This window comes from Cupriavidus sp. WGlv3, assembly GCF_023952475.1.
In the GTDB taxonomy this organism is placed as follows: domain Bacteria; phylum Pseudomonadota; class Gammaproteobacteria; order Burkholderiales; family Burkholderiaceae; genus Cupriavidus; species Cupriavidus phytorum.
In genome coordinates this window covers 15,402-39,290 of sequence record NZ_JALHRX010000008.1, presented here as the reverse complement: position 1 = coordinate 39,290, position 23,889 = coordinate 15,402, and the positions used below count along the sequence as shown (strand labels likewise).

The following is a 23,889-nucleotide window of genomic DNA, read 5'->3' as shown; positions in this document are numbered from 1 at the left end:
CGGTTCCTGTGCGGGATCGCGGTCGGTAAGGCGGTAGCAGCGGGGGGATTCGGTCAGGCTTGGTCAGTTTCAGGCGGCGCCATCGGTGCCGGTGCCGGGGCCTGCCGGGGCCACCGCGGCATGCATGCGTGCGCGGCCGCGCTCGACATGCTCGCGCATCAGGCGCGCGGCCAGTTCGCCGTCGCGCGCGGCAATCGCCGAGACGATGGCGCGGTGCTCGCGGGTGGAATCGGGCATGGCGGCGTGGCTGCGCGACAGCGCCTCGCGCCGGAACAGCGTCAGTTCCTTGACCAGGCGCCGGTAGGTCTCCAGCAGCTTGCGGTTGCCGGCCAGCTCGACCATGCGGTCGTGGAAGGTCAGGTTCAGCCGCGTGTATTCATCGACATCGCGCGCCTCGCTCGCCGCGTCGAGCGCCTCCACCAGGGCGCGCAGCTCGCGCAAGCTCTCGGGCGTGATGCGGGCGGCCAGCTGCCGGCCGATGAATTCGTCCAGCACCGCGCGCAGTTCATAGATCTCATCGGCTTCCTCCACCGAGATGGCACGCACATACACGCCGCGGTTCTTCTCGGTGCGCAGCAGGCCGGCCTGCTCCAGCGCGCGAAATGCCTCCCGCACCGGACCGCGCGACACATTGAGCTGCCCGGCGACTTCGATCTCGTTGAGCTTGGCGCCGGGTGCCAGTTCGCCGGACATGATCCGCAACTCCAGTTCGCGCTGCACCAGGGTGGTCAGCGACTGGCTCTGCAGGATGGTGATTTCGCTCGCCAGCGGGGCTTGGCGTGACATGAACACTCCCGTTTGTGACGGATTCAGCAGTATCGAAAATCCTTATTGCCATTAAAGCAAGCGGTTTGTATATTGTCAACAATCAAGACATCGGCGCAGTCAGATGGGTGACGAAGCAAGCGCAAAAGGTTTGGCATATGTCTTGCAAGTGTTGCAGCACAAGGGTTTTACGGCGATTCGATGTTGTGCAGCCCGCCCCATGACATTGCAACAGATTCACCACATTGACACATTTCTACACCTACAATGCCGGAAGGAGTCCCCATGCAACCGTCCTTCACCACCACCCTGCGCACCGCCGCCACCCTGTTTGCGCTAGCCGCCTCCGGCACCGCGCTGGCCCAGAAGACCACGCTCACCGTCTATACGGCGTGGGAAACCGAGACCCTCAAGCCCTATGCCGAAGGCTTCGCCAAGGTGGCGCCCGATATCGAGCTGAAATACGTGCGCGATTCCACCGGCGTGATCACCGCCAAGGCACTGGCCGAGAAAGCCAACCCGCAGGCCGACGTGATCGCCGGGCTGGCGGCGTCGAGCCTGGAACTGCTCAAGCAGGAAGGGATGCTCGCGCCCTACACCCCCAAGGGCTTCGAGAAGCTGACGCGCGACTACAGCGACAAGGCCACGCCGCCGTCGTGGGTGGGCCTGGATGTTTGGGGGGCGACCATCTGCTTCAACACCATCGAGGCCAAGAAACGCAACCTGCCGCGCCCCGAGACCTGGAAGGACCTGGCCAAGCCGGTCTACAAGGGCACCATCGTGATGCCCAACCCAGCCTCGTCCGGCACCGGCTTCCTCGACGTGACCGCCTGGCTGCAGCTCTACGGCGAGCAGGAAGGCTGGAAGTACATGGACGCGCTGCACGAGAACATCGCGCAGTACACGCATTCCGGCTCCAAGCCCTGCAAGCAGGCGGGCTCGGGCGAGTTCCCGATCGGCATCTCGTTCGAGCTGCGCGCGCACAAGACCCTGGCCGCGGGCGCGCCGATCGAGATGATCTTCCCCAAGGAGGGGCTGGGCTACGACATCGAGGCCGCCGGCATCGTGAAGGGCACGAAGAAGATGGAGGCCGCGCAACGCTACCTGGACTGGCTGGCCAGCAAGGAAGCCAACCAGCTGTTTGCCAAGGACTGGGCCATCGTGGCCTACCCCGGCGTGGCGAGAAAGGTCGAGACCATCCCGGCCAACTACGAGCAGATGCTGGTCAAGAACGATTTCAGCTATATCGCCAAAAACCGCGAGCGCGTGCTGACCGAATGGCAGAAGCGCTACGCCAGCAAGTCGGAGGCCAAGCAGTAGCCACCCGTCGTCCCGCGAAAGCGGGACGGACGGCAAAGACCGATACCACATCGCGCGAGGACTCCCACGCCATGCAAGCCCCCACATCCACGGCCGACACCTACCTCAGCCTGAAAGGCATTCACAAGCGCTTCGGCGGCAGCAGCGGCGCCTTCGTCGCCCTGCACAACATCGACCTCGACGTGCGCCAGGGCGAGCTACTGTGCTTCCTGGGCCCGTCGGGCTGCGGCAAGACCACGCTGCTGCGCATCATCGCGGGGCTGGAATCGCAGAACGCCGGCACCATCCACCAGGGCGGGCGCGATATCTCCACGCTGCCGCCGATGGAGCGCGACTACGGCATCGTGTTCCAGTCCTATGCGCTGTTCCCCAACCTGACCGTGGCCGACAACGTCGCCTACGGCCTGGTCAACCGGCGCATGCCGCGCGACCAGCGCCGCGCCCGCGTGGCGGAACTGCTGACGCTGGTGGGGCTGCCCGATCGCGGCAACCAGTACCCGGCGCAGCTGTCGGGCGGCCAGCAGCAGCGCGTGGCGATCGCGCGCGCGCTGGCCACCTCGCCCGGCCTGCTGTTGCTGGACGAGCCGCTGTCGGCGCTCGACGCGCGCGTGCGGGTGCGGCTGCGCAGCGAGATCCGCGCGCTGCAGCAGCGGCTGAACATCACCACCATCCTGGTCACGCACGACCAGGAAGAGGCGCTGTCGATGGCGGACCGCATCGTGGTGATGAACCAGGGCGCGATCGAGCAGGTCGGCACCCCGGCGCAGGTCTACCAGCGCCCGGCCACGCCGTTCGCGGCGGACTTCGTCGGCAAGACCAACATGCTGGGCGCGCGCGTCTGCGGCGACGGCGAGCTGCACCTGGGCGGCGTGCGCATGCGCTGCGCCGCGCCGGCGGGCTGCTGCCCCGACGAGGACGTGCAGGTGTTCTTCCGCCCCGAAGACGTGTGCGTGCGTGGCATCGAACAGCATGGCCCCAATGTGCTGGAGGCCACCGTCGACAAGATCGAGTTCCTCGGCGCCTTCTCGCGGCTGACGCTGCGGCTGCCCGACGCCGCGCCCGCGGCAGGGGGTGCCCCCGGCGCAACCGGGGGCGCGCTCTATGCCGACCTCTCGCTCAATGACCTGCACGAGCTGCGCCCGCACACCGGCGACCGGCTGCGCCTGGCCATTCCCGCTGACCGTATTCGCATCTTCCGCCACGCATGCGCATGAGCCTCACTGCGGCGCCGGCCACCACGTCTGCCTCCCTGCCGGCTACCGATACCCTAGCCCCCGCCTCGGCCAGCGCGCCGGCGGGGCCTGCCGACCCTGGCGCGCAGCCCCCGCTGCAGGCACCGCCGGTCTCGCCGGCGCTGGTCGCCACCTCGGTGCGCTCGCACTGGACCGACCGCCTGGCCCACGTGCTGCTGGCGCTGGCCGCGCTGGCGCTGGCCTGCTTCGTGCTGGCGCCGATCGTGATGATCCTGGCCAAGAGCGTGCAGAACCGCGACGGCACCCTGGCCGGCATCGCCCACTTCCGCGCCTACTTCGAGTCGCCCGCGCTGCTGCGCTCGGTCTGGAACAGCCTGTGGGTCTCGGCGCTGGCCACCTGCATCACGGTGCCGCTGGCGTTCGGCTTTGCCTATGCGCTCACGCGCAGCCGCATCGCCTGCAAGGGACTGCTGCGCAACCTGGCGCTGATCCCGCTGCTGGCGCCCTCGCTGCTGGCGGCGATCTCGTTCATCTTCTGGTTCGGCAACCAGGGGCTGTTCAAGCCGTGGATGGGCAGCACGCAGATCTACGGACCGCTGGGCATCGTCGCGTCGCTGGTGTTCGCCACCTTTCCGCATGCGCTGATGATCCTGATCACGGCGCTGTCGCTGACCGACGCGCGGCTGTATGAAGCCGCCGATGCGCTGGGCACCTCGACCGTGCGCAAGTTCTTCACCATCACCGTGCCGGGCGCGCGCTACGGGCTGGTCAGCGCCGCCATGGTGGTGTTCACCTATGCGATCTCGGACTTCGGCATCCCCAAGGTGATCGGCGGCAACTTCCACATGCTGGCGACCGACATCTACAAGCTGGTGATCGGCATGCAGGACTTCTCGCAAGGCGCGGTGGTGTCGCTGATGCTGCTGGTACCGGTGGCCGTGACCTACTGCGTCGACGCGCGCGTGCAGCGCCGCCAGATGGCGCTGATGTCGGCGCGCTCGGTGCCCTACGTGCCGCGCCGCAGCCCGCGCTATGACATGGCCATGGCGGTGTTCTGCTGGCTGATGGCGGCGCTGATGCTGGCGGTGATGGGCATGGCGGTGTACGCGTCCTTCGTCAAGCTGTGGCCGTACAACTTCTCGCTGTCGCTGAACCACTACCGGGTCGGGCTGGTCGAGGGCGGCGTGGTCGATTCCTACCTGAACAGCTTGCGCATGGCGGGCCTGGCCGCGGTGATCGGGCCGGTGTTCATCTTCGCCACCGCCTACCTGCTGGAGAAGACCCGCGGCATGGACTGGCTGCGCGGCTTTGTGCGGCTGATGGCGGTGCTGCCGATGGGCGTGCCAGGGCTGGTGCTGGGGCTGGGCTACATCTTTTTCTTCGTGCCGCAGGCCAATCCCCTGCACGGGCTGTACCAGACCCTGGGCATCCTGGTGCTGGTGACCATCGTCCACTACTACGCGTCGTGCCACCTGACCGCGGTGACCGCGCTCAAGCAGCTCGACAGCGAGTTCGAGGCCGTGTCGGCATCGCTCAAGGTGCCGTTCTACAAGACCTTCTTCAAGGTCACGGTGCCGGCCTGCCTGCCCGCCATCCTGGAGATCTCGCGCTACCTGTTCATCAATGCGATGACCACGGTCTCAGCGGTGGTGTTCCTGTACGGCGCCGACACCAAGCTGGCCTCGGTCGAGATCGTCAACCTGGACGAGTCCGGCGACATCGGCCCGGCGGCGGCCATGGCCACGCTGGTGGTGCTGACCTCGGCCTTCGCCTGCCTGCTCTATTACCTGCTGCAACGCGTGCTCGATTGCAAGACCCAGGCCTGGCGCCAGGGCCAGGGCAACGACTGATCTTCCACTTTCACTCCTTCCCAATCAGGAGCTCACCATGATCCGCGGCAACGACCCGATCCTTCTGACCCCCGGCCCCCTGACCACCTCGCTCGCCACCAAGCAGGCCATGCTGCGCGACTGGGGATCGTGGGATGCCAGCTTCAACAGCATCACGCGCAGCCTGTGCGACGACCTGGTGCGCATCGTTCACGGCGAAGGCACCCATGTGTGCGTGCCGATGCAGGGCAGCGGCACCTTCTCGGTGGAAGCGGCGATCGCCAACGTGGTACCGCGCGACGGCAAGGTGCTGGTGCCGCAGAACGGCGCCTATTGCCAGCGCATCCTGAAGATCTGCAAGGTTCTCGGGCGCGCCAGCGTGGAACTGCCGATCCCGGAAGACCAGCCCGCCAGTGTTGCGCTGATCGAGGAAGCGCTGCGGCGCGACCCCTCGATCACGCATGTGGCGCAGGTGCACTGCGAGACCGGCGCCGGCGTGCTCAACCCGCTGCAGGACATCGCGCTGCTGTGCCAGCGCCTGGGCAAGGGCCTGATCGTCGATGCCATGAGCTCGTTCGGCGCGATCGAGATCGATGCCCGCACCATGCCCTTCGATGCGCTGGTGGCCGCCACCGGCAAGTGCATCGAGGGCGTGCCCGGCATGGGTTTCGTGCTGGTGAAGCAAGACGTGCTGGAAGCCAGCCAGGGCAACAGCCACTCGCTCGCGCTGGACCTCTACGACCAGTACGTCTACATGCAGAAGACCACGCAGTGGCGCTTCACGCCGCCGACGCACGTGGTGGCGGCGTTCCGCGCGGCGCTGGACCAGTTCCTGGAGGAAGGCGGCCAGCCGGTGCGCGGCGCGCGCTATCGCCGCAACTGCGACACGCTGGTGCAGGGCATGGCGGCGCTGGGCTTCCGCACCTTCCTGCCGGCGGCGGTGCAGGCGCCGATCATCGTCACCTTCCACGCACCGGCGGATGCGCGCTATGACTTCAAGACCTTCTACGCCAAGGTGCGCGAGCGCGGCTACATCCTGTACCCGGGCAAGCTGACCCAGGTGGAAACCTTCCGCGTGGGCTGCATCGGCGCGATCGACGACAACGAGATGCGCAACGTGGTGACGGCGATCGGCGAGGTGCTGCGGGAGATGGGGATCGAGATGCAGGGGCAGCTGGCGGAGGCGGCGTAAGTCATTTCTCCGACGCCAGCAGCAAGCTCCCCTCTCCCGCATGCGGGAGAGGGGAGCAAACAAGCGGGCGCACGAATGCACCAGCAGATCACAAGAACAATTCCTTCATGTCCCTCCCTCCCGATTTCCACGGCCTCGCCTTTGCCGCCGTGATGCTGTCGGCGCTGATGCATGCGTCGTGGAACGCCATCGTCAAGATCGGCGGCGACCGGTTGTCGTCGATGGCGCTGATCGACACCTTCTGCCTGCTGGTGGCGCTGCCTTTCCTGTTCCTGGTGCCCATGCCGGCACCGCAGGTGTGGCCGTTCCTGCTGGCCACCGTGGCGCTGGAGGTGGTCTACAAGCTGTCATTGGTGGCCGCCTACAACCGCGGCGACTTCAGCCAGGCCTATCCGCTGATGCGCGGCTCCGCGCCGATGATGGTGGCGATGCTGCTGTTGCTCACGGGCAGCGAACGGCTGGGGCCGGGCGGCTATGCCGGCATCGCGCTGATCTGCTGCGGGCTGGTCAGCCTGGTGCACTGGCGCCGGCAGGCGCCCGACCTGCTTGGCTTCGCGCTGCTGGCCGGGGCCTGCCTGGCGGGTGGCACCGTGATCGACGGCACCGCGGTCAAGCGCCATGGCGAGGTGCTGACCTACATCGTCTGGTTGCAGGCGATGTCGCACGTGTTCATGCCCGGCTATGCCTTTGCCCGCCGCGGCACGTCACTGCTGGCGCTGCTGCGCACGGAATGGAAGCGCGCCGGCATCGGCGGCATCAACCGCGTCGGCTCGTATGCGCTGATGCTGTGGGCCATGACCATGGCGCCGGTGGCCAAGCTGGCGGCGCTGCGCGAGTCGAGCGTGATCTTCGCCGCGTTGCTGGGGCACTTCCTGCTGCGCGAGGCTTTCGACCGGCGGCGGCTGATTGCCACAGCGCTGGTGCTTGCGGGCATTGTGACGCTGCAGATGGCGCGGTAGCAGTCATATTCCCGTGGCGATCCGCGTCAGCTAGCGGTTCATTTCGCGGGCTACCCGCGTGAAGCAGGCGATGGCATTCTGCGCCATCGGCGATGGCGTCCGGTTGCGAAGGCTCACCACTCCCATTTCGGAATACAGCGAGGGCAGCCCGCGGATTTGCAGCGGCAACAGCGCGCCTGACTCAACATCTGCCCGCATCGACACCTGCGTCGCGGCAAGCACCGTGTCGGTGGACAACGCCACGCGCCGGAGCACGGCAATGTCATCGCATTCCAGCGCAAGGACGGGTTCCTGGCCCGCAGGTAAACCAAGCAACCTTGCCAGCGCAGCTCGCACCGGGCTTGGCAGCTTCGTCGCCGCGATGCCGTACGCCCAGGCGTCCTTCAATGAGCATTGACGTCCGGCAAGCGGATGCGCGGCGCGGACGTAGAGGTCGCCGCGCTGCTTTCCCAGGGGACGGATATCCAGCGCCGCGTCATCAGGCAGGTCGCGCACATCGGCGACGAAGAACTCGATATCCTCGGCGCGCAGGCGTTCCAGCAACTGCTGCCAGTTGCTCTCCTCCACGCGCAAGGCAACCTCCGGATGCAGTCGGCGCAATTCGGTCAGCACCAGCGGCAAGAGGGTCGCGGCCGGGAAGGGCCCGATGCCGAATGCCGTGTCGCCCAACTGACTGTCGCGATAGAGATCGACATCGCGCTGCAGGCAGCGTGCCTCGAACAGCAGCCGCCGCGCCCGCGCGACCACGAATTCGCCGGCCGGGGTTGGCCGCACATCTCCGACCTCGCGATCGAACAGGCGGATGCCAAGGTCGCCTTCAATGGCCTGGATGCTGCGACTGAAGGCTGGCTGGCTAAGGTGAACGCGCTCCGCCGCCCGCGCGAAATGCAACTCATCGGCAAGCGCCAGGACATGACTGAGGCGGCGGAGGTCCATCATTGCAATGCTCTCAACGCATTAGAACATTGCAAAGTATGCATTGGACGCATTAGCACGGCAAGCCTACAGTCATCCGGACGCTGGCGTCATACAGCCCATAAAGCGAGATCGGAGACACCCACATGAGTCCGCAGCTACAGAACATATTGATCGTGACACTCATGCTTGGCTTTGCCGGGCTGGAGATCGTCACACGGCGCTACAAAGATAGCGTTCACGCTACACAGGACGACACCCGGCTGGAACTGGCCATGTTCCTGAGCTTGCTGGCCGTGGTGCAGCCGCTGCTCGTGCTCGCCACGAACGTGCTCTGCACGTGGCTGATTCCGGAACAGCGTGGCGCCTGGGCGGACCTGCCGTGGTGGGCCATGGCCGCGATCCTGCTGGTTTGCGATGACCTGACCCAGTACTGGTGGCATCGGATCTCGCATACCCCATTGTTGTGGCCATTGCACCGTGCGCACCACACCGCGCAATACATGAGCATCCGCATCACGTACCGCAACAACTTCTTCTATTACCTGATGATGCCGGGTCTCTGGTTCGCGGGTGTGTTGCTGTACCTCGGCTTTGCCAAGGTCTACGGCGTCTACTTCGTCATCAAGATCGCCGTGATTCTCGGGGCGCATAGCGCATGGCGCTGGGACGAGCCCTTGTACAGGATCCGTGTGCTGCGCCCGCTGATGTGGCTGCTGGAACGGACCATCTCGACGCCTGCCACGCACTGGGCCCATCACGCGCTGACCAACGAGGACGGCATCGGGCATTACAAGGGCAACTTCGGCAATCTCCTGTTCTTCTGGGACATCCTGTTCGGCACCGCCCACATCACGCGCAAGTACCCGACCAAGGTCGGCTTGCAGGACGATCTGATCTTTGGTCAGGAGCGCTGGTTCATCCAGATGTTCTACCCGCTGTGCCAGTCTCGTCGCGAACATTCCGCGCTGCGCTTTGGCGGCCGCGCCTATGCCGAAGAGGAAACCCGATCCGATACGCTGCCGCAGGCCACCGAACAGCGGAGGTCGGCATGAATGACCGCGCGCTGACAGATCAGCAGGCCAGCCAGGTCATTGAGCATGCCCGCGTGGAAGCGCTATTCGCTGCCCAGCAGCAAGCCTTCCTGCAGGACACCTGCCCGGACGCCGGCACAAGACGGAACCACCTGCACGCACTCAAACGGCAACTGCTGCGCTACCAGGACGTGCTGGCCGAGGCAATTTCGCGCGACTTCGGCGAGCGGGCCGTGGCCGAAACCAAGATGTTGGAAGTCCTGCCGACCACGCTCGAAATCCGGCACGCGATCTCGCACCTGCGCCGCTGGATGCGCCCGAGCCGACGCAGGCCCGAACTGCTGTTTGCGACCAACAGCCTCCAGGTGAGATACCAGCCCAAGGGCGTGGTCGGGGTTATCGCCACCTGGAATTTCCCGGTCTACCTGTCGCTCGGGCCGCTGGTGACAGCGCTGGCGGCAGGCAACCGCGTCATGATCAGGATGCCGGAGACCACTCCGGCCACCAACGCCACGCTCAGGAAGATGCTGGGCGAGGTCTTCGCCGAGGACCATGTTGCGCTGATTGGCGAGGAGCTGGAAGATCCCGCCGTCTTCACCGCCCTGCCCTTCAACCACATTGTGTTCACCGGCTCGCCGGCGGTGGGCCGCATTGTCATGGCCCAGGCAGCGCGCAATCTCACGCCGGTCACGCTGGAACTCGGCGGCAAGTCGCCTGCCATCGTGTTGCGCGACTATCCGGTGCGCGAGGCCGCCAGAAGCATCGCCCATGGCAAGGGGATCAACTGCGGGCAGATCTGCGTGGCACCTGACTATGCATTGGTGCCGCGAGAGCAGGTGGACGCCTTCGTCGACGCATTGCAGCAGAGTTTTGGGAAACTGTTCGGCAAGCTGACTGACACCAACGCCGACTACACAGCGCTGGCCACCGACCGCCACGCGGCGCGGATACTGGACCTGCTGGACGATGCACGCGCCAAGGGCGCGACGGTCATCGCCTGCGGCGAGGTTGGCAGCGGGCGGCGCATGCCACTCCATATCGTCACGCATTGCACGCCGCAGATGCGCCTGATGCGCGAGGAAATCTTCGGTCCCGTCTTGCCCGTGGTGCCCTACGACACGCACGAGCAAGCAATCGAAATGGTGCAGCAACAAGCACGCCCGCTGGCGCTGTACTGCTTCAGCCATGACAAGCCTGAACGCGAGAAGCTGCTGGCGCGCACGCATTCCGGCGGGGTCACGATCAACGACTGGGCCTGGCACGTGGTCAACCACGATGCGCCCTTTGGCGGCGTCGGCCAGTCAGGGATGGGCAATTATCACGGCGAGGAGGGGTTCCGGGAGCTGTCGCACGCGCGCACCGTGTTCAAGCGGCATCGCTTCTTTCCTATCGGCTTGTTCCTTCCGCCGTATGGCAACCTTGCGCAGCGCCTGACGCTGAAGCTGTTCGCCGGACATGGCGATTCTGAGGTGAAAGGGCCCTTCTGACCTCCGGCGCTTTAGTTGCCACTGCCGCGCGACCTCGCGAGCGCCTATGTTGCATTTTGCGTTGTTATTTGGCATTTTGTGGAATAAGATTCAGCCACACGCTGATCATCGTTCCCAAGGTGCCCTACATGCCCCCACTGCCCTCCCACTCCCGCGTCGTCATCATCGGCGGCGGCATCATCGGCTGCAGCGTGGCCTACCACCTGACCAAGCTGGGCTGGAAAGACGTGGTTCTGCTTGAGCAAGGGCAGCTCTCGTGCGGCACGACCTGGCACGCAGCGGGCCTGGTCGGCCAGTTGCGCGCGCAGGAGAGCATGACCAAGCTGATACGCTACTCAACCCGCCTCTACAGCGAGCTGGAAGCGGAGACCGGCCTTGGCACCGGCTGGAAGCAATGCGGGTCGCTGTCGGTGGCGCGCACGGCTGAGCGCATGACGCAACTGCGCCGCACCGCGGCGGTGGCGCGGGCCTATGGTGTTGAATGCGAAGTCATCTCTGCGTCCCAGGCCGGCGAACTGTGGCCGGTGATGCGCACCGACGATCTGCTTGGCGCGGTGTGGCTGCCGGGCGACGGCAAGGCCAACCCGACGGACCTCACGCAGGCGCTGGCACGTGGCGCGCGCTCACGCGGCGCGGTGGTCGCGCAGGACACCAAGATCACCGCGGTCCACACCCGCGATGGCCGCGCCACCGGCGTCAGTTGGCGCAACAAGGCCGGCGACGAAGGCCGCATCGAAGCCGAGATCGTGGTCAATTGCGCCGGACAGTGGGCGCGCCAGGTTGGGCTGATGTGCGGCGTGACCGTGCCGCTGCACTCGGCCGAGCACTACTACATCGTCACCGAGCGCATTGCCGGCGTGCATCCCGACCTGCCGGTGATGCGCGACCCCGATGGCTTTATCTACTTCAAGGAGGAAGTCGGCGGGCTGGTGATGGGCGGCTTCGAGCCTGACGCCAAGCCCTGGGGCATGCAGGGCATCCCCGAGCCGTTCGAGTTCCAGCTGCTGCCCGACGACTGGGACCAGTTCCAGATCCTGATGGAAAACGCGCTGGTGCGCGTGCCGGCGCTGGAAACGGCGCAGGTCAGGCAGTTCTACAACGGCCCGGAATCGTTCACGCCGGACAACAACTTCATCCTTGGCGAGGCGCCGGAGCTGCGCAATTTCTACGTCGGCGCGGGCTTCAACTCGATGGGCATCGCCTCGGCCGGAGGCGCCGGCATGGCGCTGGCCGAATGGATCGTCGCGGGCGAGCCCACCATGGACCTGTGGCCGGTCGATATCCGCCGCTTCGCCGGCTTCAACGGCAACCAGAGCTGGCTGCACGACCGCGTCAAGGAAACGCTCGGGCTGCATTACGCGATGCCGTGGCCGAACCGCGAACTGGAGACCGCGCGCCCGTTCCGCCGCTCTCCCCTGTATGCGCCGCTGCGCGATGCCGGCGCCGGTTTCGGCAGCAAGATGGGCTGGGAGCGGCCCAACTTCTTCGCGCCGCCGGGAACCTCTCCGCGGATCGAATACGCCTTCGGCCAGCAGAACTGGCTGCCGTGGAGCGGTGCCGAGCACCGCGCCTGCCGCGAGGGCGTGGCGCTGTTCGACATGAGCTCGTTCTCCAAGTACCTGGTCAAGGGTGCCGACGCCGAGGCGGTGCTGCAGTACGTGATGAGCAACGACGTGGCGGTGCCGCCGGGCCAGACCGTCTATACCGCGATGCTCAACGAGCGCGGCACCTATGAGTCCGACCTGACCGTGACCCGGCTGGCGCACGACCAGTACCTGGTGGTGACCGGGTCGGCGCAGACCACGCGCGACTTCAGCTATATCGAGCGGCTGATCCCCGCGGACAAGCGCTGCGTGATCGTCGACGTCACCGGCCAGTACGCGGTGCTGGCGCTGATGGGACCGCGCTCGCGCGAGCTGCTGCAGAAGGTGTCGCGCGCGGATTTCTCCAATGAAGGCTTCCCGTTCGGCAGCTCGCGCGAGATCGACCTCGGCTATGCCACCGTGCGCGCTACGCGCCTGACCTATGTCGGCGAACTGGGCTGGGAACTGTACGTGCCGGTGGAATTCGCGGTGGGCGTGTACGAAACCCTGCATGAGGCCGGCCGCACGCTCGGGCTGGTCAACGCCGGCTACTACGCGATCGAGTCGCTGCGGCTGGAAAAGGGTTACCGCGCCTGGGGCCGCGAGCTGTCGCCGTCGATCAACCCGTTCGAGGCGGGACTGTCGTTCGCCTGCAAGCTGGCCAGCGGCATCGACTTCCGCGGGCGCGAAGCGCTGCTGCGGCTGCGCCAGGCCGGCGGGCCCGCGCGGCGCATGGTGGTGGTGACGGTCGACGGCGCCAGCGATGCCATGCTGTGGGGCGGCGAAGCCGTGTTGCGCACCGGCCCCGACGGCAGCGTGCGCGCGGTGGGATCGCTCAGTTCCGCCGCGTTCGGCCATACGCTGGGCTGCCCGGTCGGCATGGCGCTGCTGGCGCGCGCGGACGGGCCAGCCGATGCGGCGTGGCTGGAAGCCGGCAGCTACCACGTCGACCTCGCCGGCGCCCTGCTGCCGGCACGCGTGCATTTGCGCGCGCCCTACGATCCGGCCTCGGCGCGGCCCAAGGCTTGAACGGAACGGGCTGGAACATTAAGGCCTGCCTGCGGCGCTGATCATCCCACCGCTTTGCTCCCCTCTCCCACTGCGGGAGAGGGGAGCGATTGCGTGAGCTATCAGCAAGCGTTAACGCTGTTGCAAAACCAGCTGTTGCATAACCACCGAACCGCCGAGTGTTCCAATCTTGAACACCCCTGTCACGCGCTGGCACACCTGGCCTGATTGCGCGGCCAGATCTTCGATTTCTCCGCGCATTTCCGCCCTCTCCCGCCCGGCACACCTCTTGCGATCTGCTCCTGTGCGCACGGCGAAGGCCGTGACGGCACCACACAGATCATTCGAACGGAGCGAGACATGAACATGGCGGAAATCGCCCAGCTGGGCGCCAGCAACCCCTACAAGCAGCAGTACGACAACTACATCGGTGGCCAGTGGGTGCCGCCCGCCGGCGGCGAGTACTTCGAGTCCATCACGCCGATCACCGGCAAGCCGTTCACGCGCGTGCCGCGCTCGAACCAGCAGGACGTCGACGCCGCGCTGGATGCCGCGCACGCCGCCAAGGCCGCGTGGGCGCGCACCTCCACCACCGAGCGCGCCAATATCCTGAACCGCATCGCGGATCGCATCGAGGCCAACCTGAAGCTGCTGGCCGTGGCGGAAAGCATCGACAACGGCAAGCCGGTGCGCGAAACCACCGCCGCCGACCTGCCGCTGGCGGTCGACCACTTCCGCTACTTCGCGGGCTGCATCCGCGCGCAGGAAGGCGGCATTTCCGAGATCGACGGCGACACCATCGCCTACCACTTCCATGAGCCGCTGGGCGTGGTCGGCCAGATCATCCCGTGGAACTTCCCGCTGCTGATGGCCACCTGGAAGCTGGCCCCGGCGCTGGCCGCCGGCAACTGCGTGGTGCTGAAGCCCGCCGAGCAGACGCCTGCCTCGATCCTGGTGCTGATGGAGGTGATCGGCGACCTGCTGCCGCCGGGCGTGATCAACGTGATCAACGGCTTCGGCCTGGAGGCCGGCAAGCCGCTGGCCTCGAGCCCGCGCATCAGCAAGGTGGCGTTCACCGGCGAGACCACCACCGGCCGGCTGATCATGCAGTACGCCTCGCAGAACCTGATCCCGGTCACGCTGGAACTGGGCGGCAAGTCGCCCAACATCTTCTTCGAAGACGTGCTCGCCGCCGACGACGCCTTCTTCGACAAGGCGCTGGAAGGCTTTGCCATGTTCGCGCTGAACCAGGGCGAGGTCTGCACCTGCCCGTCGCGCGCGCTGATCCAGGAATCGATCTACGACCGCTTCATGGAGCGCGCGCTCAAGCGCGTCGCCGCGATCCGCCAGGGCCATCCGCTCGACACCGGCACCATGATCGGCGCGCAGGCGTCGGCCGAGCAGCTGGAAAAGATCCTGTCGTATATCGACCTGGGCCGCAAGGAAGGGGCGCAGTGCCTTGCCGGCGGCGAGCGCAACGTGCTCGACGGCGACCTGGCCGGCGGCTACTACGTCAAGCCGACCGTGTTCGCCGGCCACAACAAGATGCGCATCTTCCAGGAAGAGATCTTCGGCCCGGTGGTCTCGGTCACCACCTTCAAGGACGAGGAAGAGGCGCTGGCGATCGCCAACGACACGCTCTACGGCCTCGGCGCCGGGGTCTGGACGCGCGACGGCGCGCGCGCGTTCCGCATGGGCCGCGGCATCCAGGCCGGGCGCGTGTGGACCAACTGCTACCACGCCTACCCGGCCCATGCCGCGTTCGGCGGCTACAAGCAGTCCGGCATCGGCCGCGAGAACCATCGCATGATGCTCGACCACTACCAGCAGACCAAGAACCTGCTGGTGAGCTACAGCCCCAACGCGCTCGGGTTCTTCTGACCATGGCAAAGCCGGGCACCGCGCCGGCCGCGCTGCCGGTCGAGCGGGTGGTGGCAACGCCGGCCGCGCTGGCGCTGATCGCCGAGCTGGCCGCGCAGCATGGCCCGCTGATGTTCCACCAGTCCGGCGGCTGCTGCGACGGCAGCGCACCGATGTGCTATCCGGCCGGCGAATTGCTGGTGGGCCCGGGCGATGTCTGCCTGGGCCGGATCGGCGGCGCCGCGTTCTACATGACGCGCGCGCAGTTCGAGTACTGGTGCCACACCCGGCTGGTGATCGACGTGGTGCCGGGCGCGGGCGGGATGTTCTCGCTGGAGGGACGCACGGGCAAACGCTTCCTGACGCGCTCCGAGCTGTTCAGCGACGCAGAGGCCGCGTGGCTGGCGGCGCAGCCGGAACCGTGATGTCGTAGTGTCGAGATGCCGCGTGGTGCGATGGCGTGCGGGGCATGGATGCCCGCACGCCATCCCCGGCGGCTCAGCGTTTCTCGTCGAGCAGGTCGTTCAGGATTTCGTCGAAGGTCGCCTGCGCGTCCTCCAGCGCCTGCAGCGCCGCGTCGAAGGTCTGCAGCGCCAGTTTCGACGGCTTGCCGCTGCCCTGCGGCGGATAGTGGGCCTGCAGCGCAGTGAAGGCAACCTGCACCTGCCGCGTGGCCGCAACCACGCGTTCCATGGCCTGCGCCTCTTCGGCGCGGTATTGCTCGTGTTTCTGTTCGCTCATGCCGGTTGGCTCCCTGAAGGCGCGTCGTCTCGGTGGGGTGCGCGCGCCCGAATGAGGCATATCGTACAAGAACTGCGCCGGCCGGCTTGCGCCGCGGCCACACCGCCGGCAAAAATAAGGTAGGCTGCGCGGCTGGGCGGCAAGGCCGGCGCACACGCGCCACGCCTGGCCGCGGCCACTGACGAATGCCATGCCATTGACCACCCGCCGCGCGCTGGCGGCCGCGCTGATGACCGCCAGCGGCTTCGCCTGCTACTGGACCTACCTGACGCTGAACCAGGACCGGCTGCTGTTCGACGCGCGCCGGCGCCCGCCGCGCGACCTGCCCGACGGCATCATCGGCTATTCGCACCTGATTCCCGGCGGCGTGGTGCGCGGCTACATCTACCACGCGCCCGGCGACACCGTGCGCGATCTGCTGTTCTACCTGCCCGGCCGCGGCGAAGATGTGCTGGAAACGCTGCAATACGCGCGCTGGCTGCCGGCCGGCATGGGCTTCGCCACCTACGATTACCGCGGCCTGGGCCACTCCGACGGGCGCCCGTCCGAGGGCGCCGCGGTGGCCGACGCCAGCCAGTTCCTGCTGCATGTGCGGCGCGTGTTCCCCGACGCTCGCGTGCACGTGGTGGGGCGCAGCCTGGGCACCGGCGTGGCGATCCAGCTGGCCGACCTGCAGGATTTCGAGAGCCTGCAGCTGATCACCCCCTACGACTCGCTGCTCGAGCTGGTGCGCAAGCGCTTTCCGCTGGTGCCGCTGCGCCAGCTGATGCGCCACCACTTCGACTCGATCTCGCATTGCAAAAAGGTCGTGCAGAGCACCAAGGTGCTGCTGGCCGCCACCGACGAAGTAGTGCCGCACGCCTGCTCGGAACGGCTGATGGCGGCCTGGCCTGGCCCGGTGGCGCTGCAGACCGTGCCGGATACCGATCACTTCACCATCATCGAGCGCGAGCAAACCTGGTTGTCGCTGTGCGAATTCGCGCGCCAGCACAGCCAGGCGCGCCTGCGCGTGGCCGCGGTCCAGGCCGGGCCTCAGCCGGTGGAGCCAGCGCCACCGGCCCAGCCGGCACCGCGGGCCGCGCCAGCGGCGCCCCCGCCACAGCCGGTCGACCATGACGAGCTGGGCAATCCGCTGCCGCTGGCGGCCAACCGCTGAGCCGGCCGGTGGCAGCGGGTAAAATGCGGCGCATGAAAAAATTCGCAGTCAAGGCAGGCGGCGCCGCACTGGCGCTGGCTGCCGCCGGTGCCTTGCTGGCCGGTTTTGCCGCCGTGGTCAGCCTGCGCCAGCTTCCCCCCGTCGATGCGCTGCGCGACTACCGGCCCGATGTGCCGCTGCGCATCTACACCAGCGACAACGTCCAGATCGGCGAGTTCGGCAGCGAGCACCGCGAGTTCATTCCCTTCGAGCAGATCCCGAGGCAGATGGTGCAGGCCCTGCTCGCGGCCGAGGACGACCAGTTCTACCAGCACCAGGGCATCGACATCCCCGGCGTGTTCCGCGCCGCGCTGGCCAACCTCGGCCAGGGCTACGCCCAGGGCGCTTCCACCATCACCATGCAGGTGGCGCGTGCCTTCTACCTGTCGCGCGAGAAGACGCTGGCGCGCAAATGGTACGAGATGCTGCTGGCCTGGCGCATCGACCACGCGCTGCCCAAGGACCGCATCCTTGAGCTGTACATGAACCAGGTCTACCTGGGCGAGCATGCCTATGGCTTCGGCAGCGCCGCGCATGCGTACTTCGGCAAGCCGCTGGCGTCGCTGTCGCTGGCCGAGACCGCGATGCTGGCGGGCCTGCCGAAGGCGCCGTCGGCGGTGAACCCGGTGGTCAATTTCGCGCGCGCCAAGCGACGCCAGGAGTATGTGCTGGGACGCATGCTGGCGCTGGGCATGATCAGCCAGGACGATTACCGCGACGCCCGCGCCGCGCGCCTGGCCATCAGCGACGACAGCCCCGGCAGCTTTGCCGGCCATGCGGAGTACGTGGCCGAACTGGCGCGGCAGCTGGCGCGCGAGCGCTTCGGCGACGAGGCCTACACGCGCGGCCTGAACGTCTACACCACGGTGTCGTCGGTGCGCCAGACCCTGGCCCACGATGCCGTGCATGGCGGGCTGGAGCGCTACGCGCGCCGCCACCGCAACTTCGTCAAGGACCTGTCGCAAGGGCCGCAGGCCGCGCTGGTCTCGCTCGACACCGGCACCGGCGCGATCGAGGCCATGGTCGGCGGCGCCGATTTTGCCGCCAGCCGCTTCAACCACGCCACCCAGGCGCTGCGCCAACCGGGCTCGACCTTCAAGCCCTTCATCTATGCCGCGGCGCTGGAGCGCGGCGTGTCGCCCGGCACGCTGATCAACGACGCGCCGCTGCCGAATGGTTCGCGCTGGCAGCCGGCCAACGACGACGGGCGCTTTGTCGGCCCCATCAGCGTGCGCCAGGCGCTGGCCGAATCGCGCAACCTGCCCGCGATCCGCACGCTGCAGGCGATCGGCATCCCCTATGCGGTGGAATTCGCCAGCCGCTTCGGCTTCTCGCCCAGGCGGCTGCCGCGCTACCTGCCGCTGGCGCTGGGCACCGGCACCACCTCGCCGCTGCGCCTGGCCGCGGCCTATGGCGTGTTCGCCAACGGCGGCCACCGCGTCGAGCCCTACCTGATCGAGCGCATCACCGACAGCGACGGCAACGTGCTGTTCAGCGCTGCGCAGGACACCGAGGAGCGCCCCGCGCCGCCGCCCGTGATCAGCGCGCGCAATGCCTTCGTGATGGACAGCCTGCTGCGCAGCGTGGTCGATGCCGGCACCGGCACCGCCGTGCGCCGCTACCTGCGCCGCGACGACGTGGCCGGCAAGACCGGCACCACCAACGACTCGGTCGACGGCTGGTTCGCCGGCTATGCCGGCGGCGTGGTCACGGTGGCGTGGATGGGCTATGACGACAACCGCAGCCTGGGGGAGCATGAGTTCGGCGCCACCACCGCGCTGCCGGTGTGGGCCGCCTACATGGAAGGCCGCCTGGCCGGCGTGCCGGTGGAGGACGTGCCGGCCCCCGCCGGGGTGGTGCAGGCCGGAGGCGACTGGATGTACGCGGAGAATGCCGACGGCAGCCACGGCATCGCCGCGATCGGCTTTCCGCCGCCGGCGCCCGCCACGGCGCCGGCCAGCCAGCCGCTGACGGCTCCGGTCGCAAGCAGCCTCGGCGGCCCCTCCCCGGCGGCCCCGGCCGCCCCCACCCCTGTCACCAGCACGAAGCCTGGCGTCCCCGCGCCGGCAGCGCCGGCCGAAAACCCGCTGTAAACTTGCCGCTTCCCCGATTTCCGTCCCGAACCCGATGTCCAGCCACACCCCGCTGCTGATCTGGTCGGTCGCCGCGCTGACCACCGCTGGCGTCCTGTTCCGCCCCTTCCGCCTGCCCGAAGCCTTCTGGGCTGCCGGCGGCGCCGTGCTGCTGTGCGCCACCGGCCTGATGGCGCTGCCCGAGGCTTTTGCCGCGGTGCTGCGCGGCTACGACGTGTACCTGTTCCTGGCCGGCATGATGCTGATCGCGGAACTGGCCCGCAAGACCGGCCTGTTCGACCACGTTGCCGCGCTCGCCGTGCGGCAGGCGCGCGGCTCGGCGCCGCGGCTGTTTCTGCTGGTGTACGGCTTCGGCACGCTGGTGACGGCGTTCATGTCCAACGACGCCACCGCCGTGGTGCTGACGCCCGCGGTGCTGGCCGCGACCCGCGCCGCGCGCGTGCGCCAGCCGCTGCCCTACCTGTACGCCTGCGCCTTTATCGCCAACGCGGCCAGCTTCGTGTTGCCGATCTCGAACCCGGCCAACCTGGTGATCTTCGGCGAGCGCATGCCGCCGCTGGCCGGCTGGCTGGCGAGCTTCGCGCTGCCGTCGGCGGCCGCGATCCTGGCCACGCTGGCAGCGCTGTGGTGGACCCAGCGCGCGGCGCTGGCCGAGCCCATCGCCGATGACGTGCCGGTGCCGCCGCTGTCGCGCCAGGCATGGATGAGCGCGCTGGGCATCGTGCTGACCGGGCTGGTGCTGCTGGTGGCCTCGCTGCGCGGCAACGCGCTGGGCTGGCCCACCTGCGCCGCGGGCGTGGCCACGCTGCTGCTGGTCTGCGCCACCCGGCGCGAACTGCTGTGGCCGACGCTGCGCGAGGTTTCGTGGGGCGTGCTGCCGATGGTGGCCGGCCTGTTCGTGCTGGTGGCGGCGCTGGAGCAGACCGTGGTCATCGGCCAGCTTGCCGACGCGGTCGCCGCCGCCTCGCGCGACGGCGGCGCGCTGGCGCTGCTGGGCGTGGGCGCGGTGGTGGCACTGGCGGGCAATGTCGTCAACAACCTGCCGGCCGGACTGATCGCGGCTTCGGCGCTGGCAGCCGGGCAGGCCTCGCACGCGGTCAGCGGCGCGGTGCTGGTCGGCATCGACCTGGGCCCCAACCTGTCGGTCACCGGCTCGCTCGCCACGCTGCTGTGGCTCACTGCGCTGCGGCGCGAGGGGCATATGGTCAGCGCCGGCCAGTTCCTGCGCGTGGGTGCCGTGGTGATGCCGGCGGCCATGCTGCCGGCGCTGGCACTGCTGCTGCTTTAGGCCGCCGGGCTCAGCCGTTGGCGGAAACCGGCGCCGCGGGGCGCGGCGCCGGCGACAAGGGCCGGCGCAGTCCGCCCGCGCCGTGGCGCACGGCACTGGCATGGTGTTCCGCCACGCCGGTTTCCACCGGCGTGGCCGGTACCGGCACTGTCACCACATGGAGCAACATCAGGCTGCTGCACGGAAAGGCGATCGGCATGATGAGGTGGATCCCGACAAAGCGTCAGGCCGCGCTTGGCCGCGGCCGGGTGCCGGCAGCCTGCGATGGGCTGCCTGGTGTTGTGCAGACATTATGTGGGCTTGTCGGCGCCCTGCGTGGCGGGCTTGAGCGATGTCACGAACTCTTCATGGAAAGCGCATCGGTTGTGGCGCATCCGCCCCACCGCAAAGACTTTTCCGAGCGAGCGCGCGGGTTGTGAGGCCACGGCATCTGCCATATAGTGAATCCGGCACACACCCGCTGCGCAGCCATTCACACCATCACCGCCCCCATCCATGAACAGCAAGGACGCAGCGCACCGCGCCAAGGACAGCAACGCCGGCGAAGTGGCTGGCGATAGAGCCGGCGAAAGGGCCGGCGAAAGGGCTGGCCATCCCGCCGCCAGCGTCTCGGCCCGCATCCGCGCGCGGCTGGAGGCCGCGCAGGAGCGCTTCCACGCCAACGACAATATCGCCCGCTATATCGAGCCGGGTGAAATGGAGCAGCTGCAGGCCGAAGTCCAGGCCCGGCTGCACGACGTGCTGCGGGCGCTGGTGATCGACGTCGACAACGACCACAACACGCAGGAAACCGCACGCCGCGTGGCCAAGATGTACCTGAAGGAAATCTTCGCCGGCCGCTATGCCAAGCCCCCGCCGGTGACGGAATTCCCCAACGTCGGCCAGCTCAATGAACTGATGATCGTGGGCCCGCTGCGCGTGCGCAGCGCCTGCTCGCACCACCTGTGCCCGATCATCGGCAAGCTGTGGATCGGGGTGATGCCGAACCAGCATTCCAACCTGATCGGGCTGTCCAAGTACGCGCGGCTGGCCGAATGGATCATGTGCCGCCCGCAGATCCAGGAAGAGGCAGTGGCGCAGGTGGCCGACCTGCTGCAGGAAAAGATGAGCCCCGACGGCCTCGCCATCGTGATGGAGGCCGAGCACTTCTGCATGCACTGGCGCGGCGTGCGCGACACCGACGCCAAGATGACCAACAGCGTGATGCGCGGCTCGTTTCTGAAGGACGACAGCCTGCGCCGCGAGTTCCTCACGCTGCTGAACCAGAACCGCGGCTAGCGGCCCGGGCCCTGCCGCCACACGGAGCGCCATTACCGGAGCGCCACGACCATGCTAGTCCGCCTGCTCTATGCCAGCCGTGCCCGCCAGGCCATCGATGCCGCCCTGCTCGATGCCATCCTGGCCGCCAGCCTGGAACGCAATCCGCGCCACGGCATCACCGGCGTGCTGTGCCATGGCAACGGCATCTTCCTGCAGGCGCTGGAAGGCGACCGCCAGGAGGTCTCGCAGCTGTTCCAGTCCATCGCGCGCGATCCGCGCCACCACGACGTGACCCTGCTGCATTTCGAGGAAACCTGCACGCGCGAGTTTGCCGGCTGGGCGATGGGGCAGGTCAATGCGGCGCGGCTCAATACCGCCACCCTGCTCAAGTTCTCCGCGCGCGCCGAGCTCGACCCCTACCGCACCGGCGGCGCGGCCTCGCTGGCGCTGCTCAAGGAACTGATCGCCGGCGCGTCGGTGGTGTCGCGCACCGGCGAGCGCGGCAGGCACTGAGGCGCGCCGTCTACCCGCTAGACCGTGACCGGCCCGTACAGGCCGCATTCGAGGTCGCTCTCGAACTCTTCCATCCATGCCGTTCCGGCGCCGGCCTCATAGACGCTGGTCTTGTCGGTGCCGACGCGGCGCACGCTGACGCGCCGCGCGCCAGCGTCATCGCCCTCGTCGGTAATGTCGAACATCTCCGCGGCCAGCCCGACATGCCTGCATACGTCCAGGACCTGCTGCTGCTCGTCGGCGGGAAATTCAGTGAACGGTCTCGTTGCCATGGCATCCTCCGTCAAGGTTGAGATCGCCGCTTGCGCGCAGCGCGAACGCGCGTGGCACCGCAGGCGCCACGCATGAAGCAGCACGCGCGCCGGCATCCGGCCGGCGGCGCGTCCGCGTCCTCCTGGGATCTTGTTGTTCGCGACTCAGCTCTTGCGCTGGGTCACCGCCACGAACGGCGCCGGCGCGTGCTGCACGGACTGGCTGCCGCAATTCGGGCACGGTGGATGGGCAGAGGCATGTTCCGCGAGATGTTCGGTTTTTTCGAACACATGGCCGCACTTCTCGCAGCGGTATTGATAGACAGGCATGGCATTCCCCCACGCGGTGCACACGCCGCGAGGCGCGTGTCAGCTTCATTCTAGGACAGCGGTCCGCGCCGCCAAGCGCCAAAATGCCGCTGCGCCGGCCTGTGGCTGGCGTGTGTGGCCGGCGATGTCGCCACGGCGGCACTTTGCCGTGCATTGATCTCCCGCAATGGCTGTATCGCAAGACAAGCGCCGGACCCCTGCGCAAACCCAAGTCAAGCCGGGGCGGCCTGCCGCTTATCTTCCAGAGATGTCATTGCATCGGCCGGATCCGGTCCTCTGCGCAATTCCAGCGGCATCCGTGAACTAGCCGAATTCCGATTCAGGGAGGCGCGGAATCTGGCCAGAATCCGAGTCTTGTGATGACGCCACCGCACGGCGACACCAGCCGCAACCCGGTTGCCGTCTCACTCGGAGATTGCCCATGAACGACCAAGTCCTGCGCGTTGCCCTGGCCGACGACCACCCGCTGGTGGTGGCCGCGCTGCGCGACTGCCTGCAGCGCAGCGCGCGCGTCCGGATCAGCGCCGAATGCCGCAACGGCACCGAGCTGCTCGGCACGCTGGCGCGCCACCCGGCCGATATCGCCATCACCGATTTCTGCATGGGCCACGGCGATGCCTCGCTGGACGGCTTCAACCTGCTCAGCCGGCTGGCGCGGCGCCATCCGGCGACGCGGGTGGTGGTGATCAGCGCCCGCTCCAATGCGGCCATCGTCCGCCGCGCCATCAAGCTGGGCGTGCGTGGCTTCGTCAGCAAGGAGGATCCGCTCGAGGAAGTGGTGCGCGCCTGCGCCCACGCCGCGTTCGGCAGGGGTTGCTTCTGCTCGCCCGCGGTGCACGCGGTGCTGCAGCGCGCGGCGCTGCCCGGCACGCCCGCGCGGGAGCCGACCCAGCGCGAGCTCGAGGTCATCCGGCTCTATGCGCAGGGCGCGCAGCTGACCGAGATCGCCGCCAAGCTGGGCCGCTCGGTCAGCACCATCTCCAGCCAGAAGACCGTGGCCATGCGCAAGCTGGGCGTGCAGACCAATACCGGCCTGATCCGCTACGCCTATGAGAGCGGCTTGATCTGACCGC

At 67.8% G+C, this 23,889-nt stretch carries 22 protein-coding genes; 16 read left to right on the top strand and 6 right to left on the bottom strand.

Going from position 1 to position 23,889, the window contains the following annotated elements; translation table 11 throughout:
* Positions 1 to 69 precede the first annotated feature (69 nt).
* Entirely contained in the window at positions 70 to 786 is a 717-nt protein-coding gene (locus MKD38_RS15130) for a phosphonate utilization associated transcriptional regulator (protein WP_252677955.1), read from the bottom strand.
* A 264-nt stretch (positions 787 to 1,050) separates the two neighbouring features.
* Here MKD38_RS15130 and MKD38_RS15125 point away from each other — a divergent pair, with 264 nt between their 5' ends.
* The 5 genes from MKD38_RS15125 to MKD38_RS15105 all read left to right on the top strand — a co-directional run bounded on the left by MKD38_RS15125 (position 1,051) and on the right by MKD38_RS15105 (position 7,258).
* A complete protein-coding gene (locus MKD38_RS15125; protein WP_252677954.1) occupies positions 1,051 to 2,085 on the top strand; it encodes a putative 2-aminoethylphosphonate ABC transporter substrate-binding protein in 1,035 nt (344 codons plus the stop codon).
* A 71-nt stretch (positions 2,086 to 2,156) separates the two neighbouring features.
* Positions 2,157 to 3,299: a putative 2-aminoethylphosphonate ABC transporter ATP-binding protein gene (locus tag MKD38_RS15120; RefSeq protein WP_252677953.1), complete on the top strand. Its 1,143-nt coding sequence runs from the start codon at positions 2,157 to 2,159 to the stop codon at positions 3,297 to 3,299.
* Positions 3,290 to 5,128 (top strand): putative 2-aminoethylphosphonate ABC transporter permease subunit, encoded by a 1,839-nt coding sequence (locus MKD38_RS15115; RefSeq protein WP_252677952.1) that lies wholly within the window; start codon positions 3,290 to 3,292, stop codon positions 5,126 to 5,128. Before MKD38_RS15120 ends, MKD38_RS15115 begins: the two co-directional genes overlap by 10 nt.
* Positions 5,129 to 5,165: 37 nt before the next feature.
* Positions 5,166 to 6,299, top strand: a complete 1,134-nt coding sequence (locus MKD38_RS15110) for a 2-aminoethylphosphonate--pyruvate transaminase (protein ID WP_252677951.1) — start codon at positions 5,166 to 5,168, stop codon at positions 6,297 to 6,299.
* 107 nt (positions 6,300 to 6,406) lie between these two features.
* Positions 6,407 to 7,258: an EamA family transporter gene (locus MKD38_RS15105; RefSeq protein ID WP_252677950.1), complete on the top strand. Its 852-nt coding sequence runs from the start codon at positions 6,407 to 6,409 to the stop codon at positions 7,256 to 7,258.
* Between the two features lie 30 nt (positions 7,259 to 7,288).
* On the opposite strand, the gene MKD38_RS15100 is transcribed toward MKD38_RS15105, so the two are convergent.
* Positions 7,289 to 8,197 carry a LysR family transcriptional regulator gene (locus MKD38_RS15100; RefSeq protein WP_305882524.1) on the bottom strand — a complete coding sequence of 303 codons (909 nt, stop codon included), beginning with the start codon at positions 8,195 to 8,197 and terminating at the stop codon, positions 7,289 to 7,291.
* A 122-nt stretch (positions 8,198 to 8,319) separates the two neighbouring features.
* On the opposite strand from MKD38_RS15100, the gene MKD38_RS15095 reads away from it, so the two are divergent.
* From MKD38_RS15095 to MKD38_RS15075, 5 genes are all read left to right on the top strand, one after another.
* Positions 8,320 to 9,228 carry a sterol desaturase family protein gene (locus MKD38_RS15095; protein WP_252677949.1) on the top strand — a complete coding sequence of 303 codons (909 nt, stop codon included), beginning with the start codon at positions 8,320 to 8,322 and terminating at the stop codon, positions 9,226 to 9,228.
* A complete protein-coding gene (locus tag MKD38_RS15090; protein ID WP_252677948.1) occupies positions 9,225 to 10,694 on the top strand; it encodes a coniferyl aldehyde dehydrogenase in 1,470 nt (489 codons plus the stop codon). The genes MKD38_RS15095 and MKD38_RS15090 overlap by 4 nt, the downstream gene beginning before the upstream one ends.
* Before the next feature lie 128 nt (positions 10,695 to 10,822).
* Positions 10,823 to 13,306 carry a GcvT family protein gene (locus tag MKD38_RS15085; RefSeq protein ID WP_252677946.1) on the top strand — a complete coding sequence of 828 codons (2,484 nt, stop codon included), beginning with the start codon at positions 10,823 to 10,825 and terminating at the stop codon, positions 13,304 to 13,306.
* A gap of 339 nt (positions 13,307 to 13,645) precedes the next feature.
* Complete coding sequence (gene adh / locus MKD38_RS15080; RefSeq protein ID WP_252677944.1) at positions 13,646 to 15,166, top strand: aldehyde dehydrogenase; 1,521 nt, start codon at positions 13,646 to 13,648, stop codon at positions 15,164 to 15,166.
* Positions 15,167 to 15,168: 2 nt separating this feature from the next.
* Entirely contained in the window at positions 15,169 to 15,570 is a 402-nt protein-coding gene (locus MKD38_RS15075) for a DUF779 domain-containing protein (protein ID WP_252677943.1), read from the top strand.
* A 73-nt stretch (positions 15,571 to 15,643) separates the two neighbouring features.
* Here the strand turns inward: MKD38_RS15075 and MKD38_RS15070 are convergent, their stop codons facing one another.
* Positions 15,644 to 15,886, bottom strand: a complete 243-nt coding sequence (locus MKD38_RS15070; protein WP_010812795.1) for a hypothetical protein — start codon at positions 15,884 to 15,886, stop codon at positions 15,644 to 15,646.
* 190 nt (positions 15,887 to 16,076) lie between these two features.
* Between MKD38_RS15070 and MKD38_RS15065 the strand changes: the two genes are divergently transcribed.
* Genes MKD38_RS15065 through MKD38_RS15055 form a run of 3 tightly spaced genes read left to right on the top strand, consistent with a single transcriptional unit; the run spans position 16,077 to position 20,462 of the window.
* Positions 16,077 to 17,042, top strand: a complete 966-nt coding sequence (locus MKD38_RS15065) for an alpha/beta hydrolase (RefSeq protein WP_252677942.1) — start codon at positions 16,077 to 16,079, stop codon at positions 17,040 to 17,042.
* A gap of 32 nt (positions 17,043 to 17,074) precedes the next feature.
* Complete coding sequence (locus MKD38_RS15060; protein ID WP_252677941.1) at positions 17,075 to 19,174, top strand: penicillin-binding protein 1A; 2,100 nt, start codon at positions 17,075 to 17,077, stop codon at positions 19,172 to 19,174.
* A gap of 34 nt (positions 19,175 to 19,208) precedes the next feature.
* Complete coding sequence (locus MKD38_RS15055) at positions 19,209 to 20,462, top strand: arsenic transporter (protein ID WP_252677940.1); 1,254 nt, start codon at positions 19,209 to 19,211, stop codon at positions 20,460 to 20,462.
* Positions 20,463 to 20,472: 10 nt separating this feature from the next.
* On the opposite strand, the gene MKD38_RS15050 is transcribed toward MKD38_RS15055, so the two are convergent.
* The gene (locus MKD38_RS15050) at positions 20,473 to 20,661 is read right to left on the bottom strand and encodes an arsenite efflux pump ArsB (protein WP_252677939.1); all 189 of its coding nucleotides are present in this window, start codon (positions 20,659 to 20,661) and stop codon (positions 20,473 to 20,475) included.
* A 296-nt stretch (positions 20,662 to 20,957) separates the two neighbouring features.
* Between MKD38_RS15050 and folE the strand changes: the two genes are divergently transcribed.
* Positions 20,958 to 21,740 carry a GTP cyclohydrolase I gene (folE, locus tag MKD38_RS15045; RefSeq protein WP_252677938.1) on the top strand — a complete coding sequence of 261 codons (783 nt, stop codon included), beginning with the start codon at positions 20,958 to 20,960 and terminating at the stop codon, positions 21,738 to 21,740.
* A 51-nt stretch (positions 21,741 to 21,791) separates the two neighbouring features.
* A complete protein-coding gene (locus MKD38_RS15040; RefSeq protein ID WP_252677935.1) occupies positions 21,792 to 22,235 on the top strand; it encodes a BLUF domain-containing protein in 444 nt (147 codons plus the stop codon).
* Positions 22,236 to 22,252: 17 nt separating this feature from the next.
* On the opposite strand, the gene MKD38_RS15035 is transcribed toward MKD38_RS15040, so the two are convergent.
* Together MKD38_RS15035 and MKD38_RS15030 are read right to left on the bottom strand one after the other, a co-directional pair.
* Complete coding sequence (locus MKD38_RS15035; RefSeq protein ID WP_252677933.1) at positions 22,253 to 22,507, bottom strand: hypothetical protein; 255 nt, start codon at positions 22,505 to 22,507, stop codon at positions 22,253 to 22,255.
* Between the two features lie 144 nt (positions 22,508 to 22,651).
* Positions 22,652 to 22,816 (bottom strand): FmdB family zinc ribbon protein, encoded by a 165-nt coding sequence (locus tag MKD38_RS15030; protein WP_018008406.1) that lies wholly within the window; start codon positions 22,814 to 22,816, stop codon positions 22,652 to 22,654.
* Between the two features lie 421 nt (positions 22,817 to 23,237).
* Here MKD38_RS15030 and MKD38_RS15025 point away from each other — a divergent pair, with 421 nt between their 5' ends.
* On the top strand, positions 23,238 to 23,885 hold the full coding sequence (locus MKD38_RS15025) for a response regulator (protein ID WP_252677931.1): 648 nt from the start codon (positions 23,238 to 23,240) through the stop codon (positions 23,883 to 23,885).
* Positions 23,886 to 23,889: the final 4 nt, after the last annotated feature.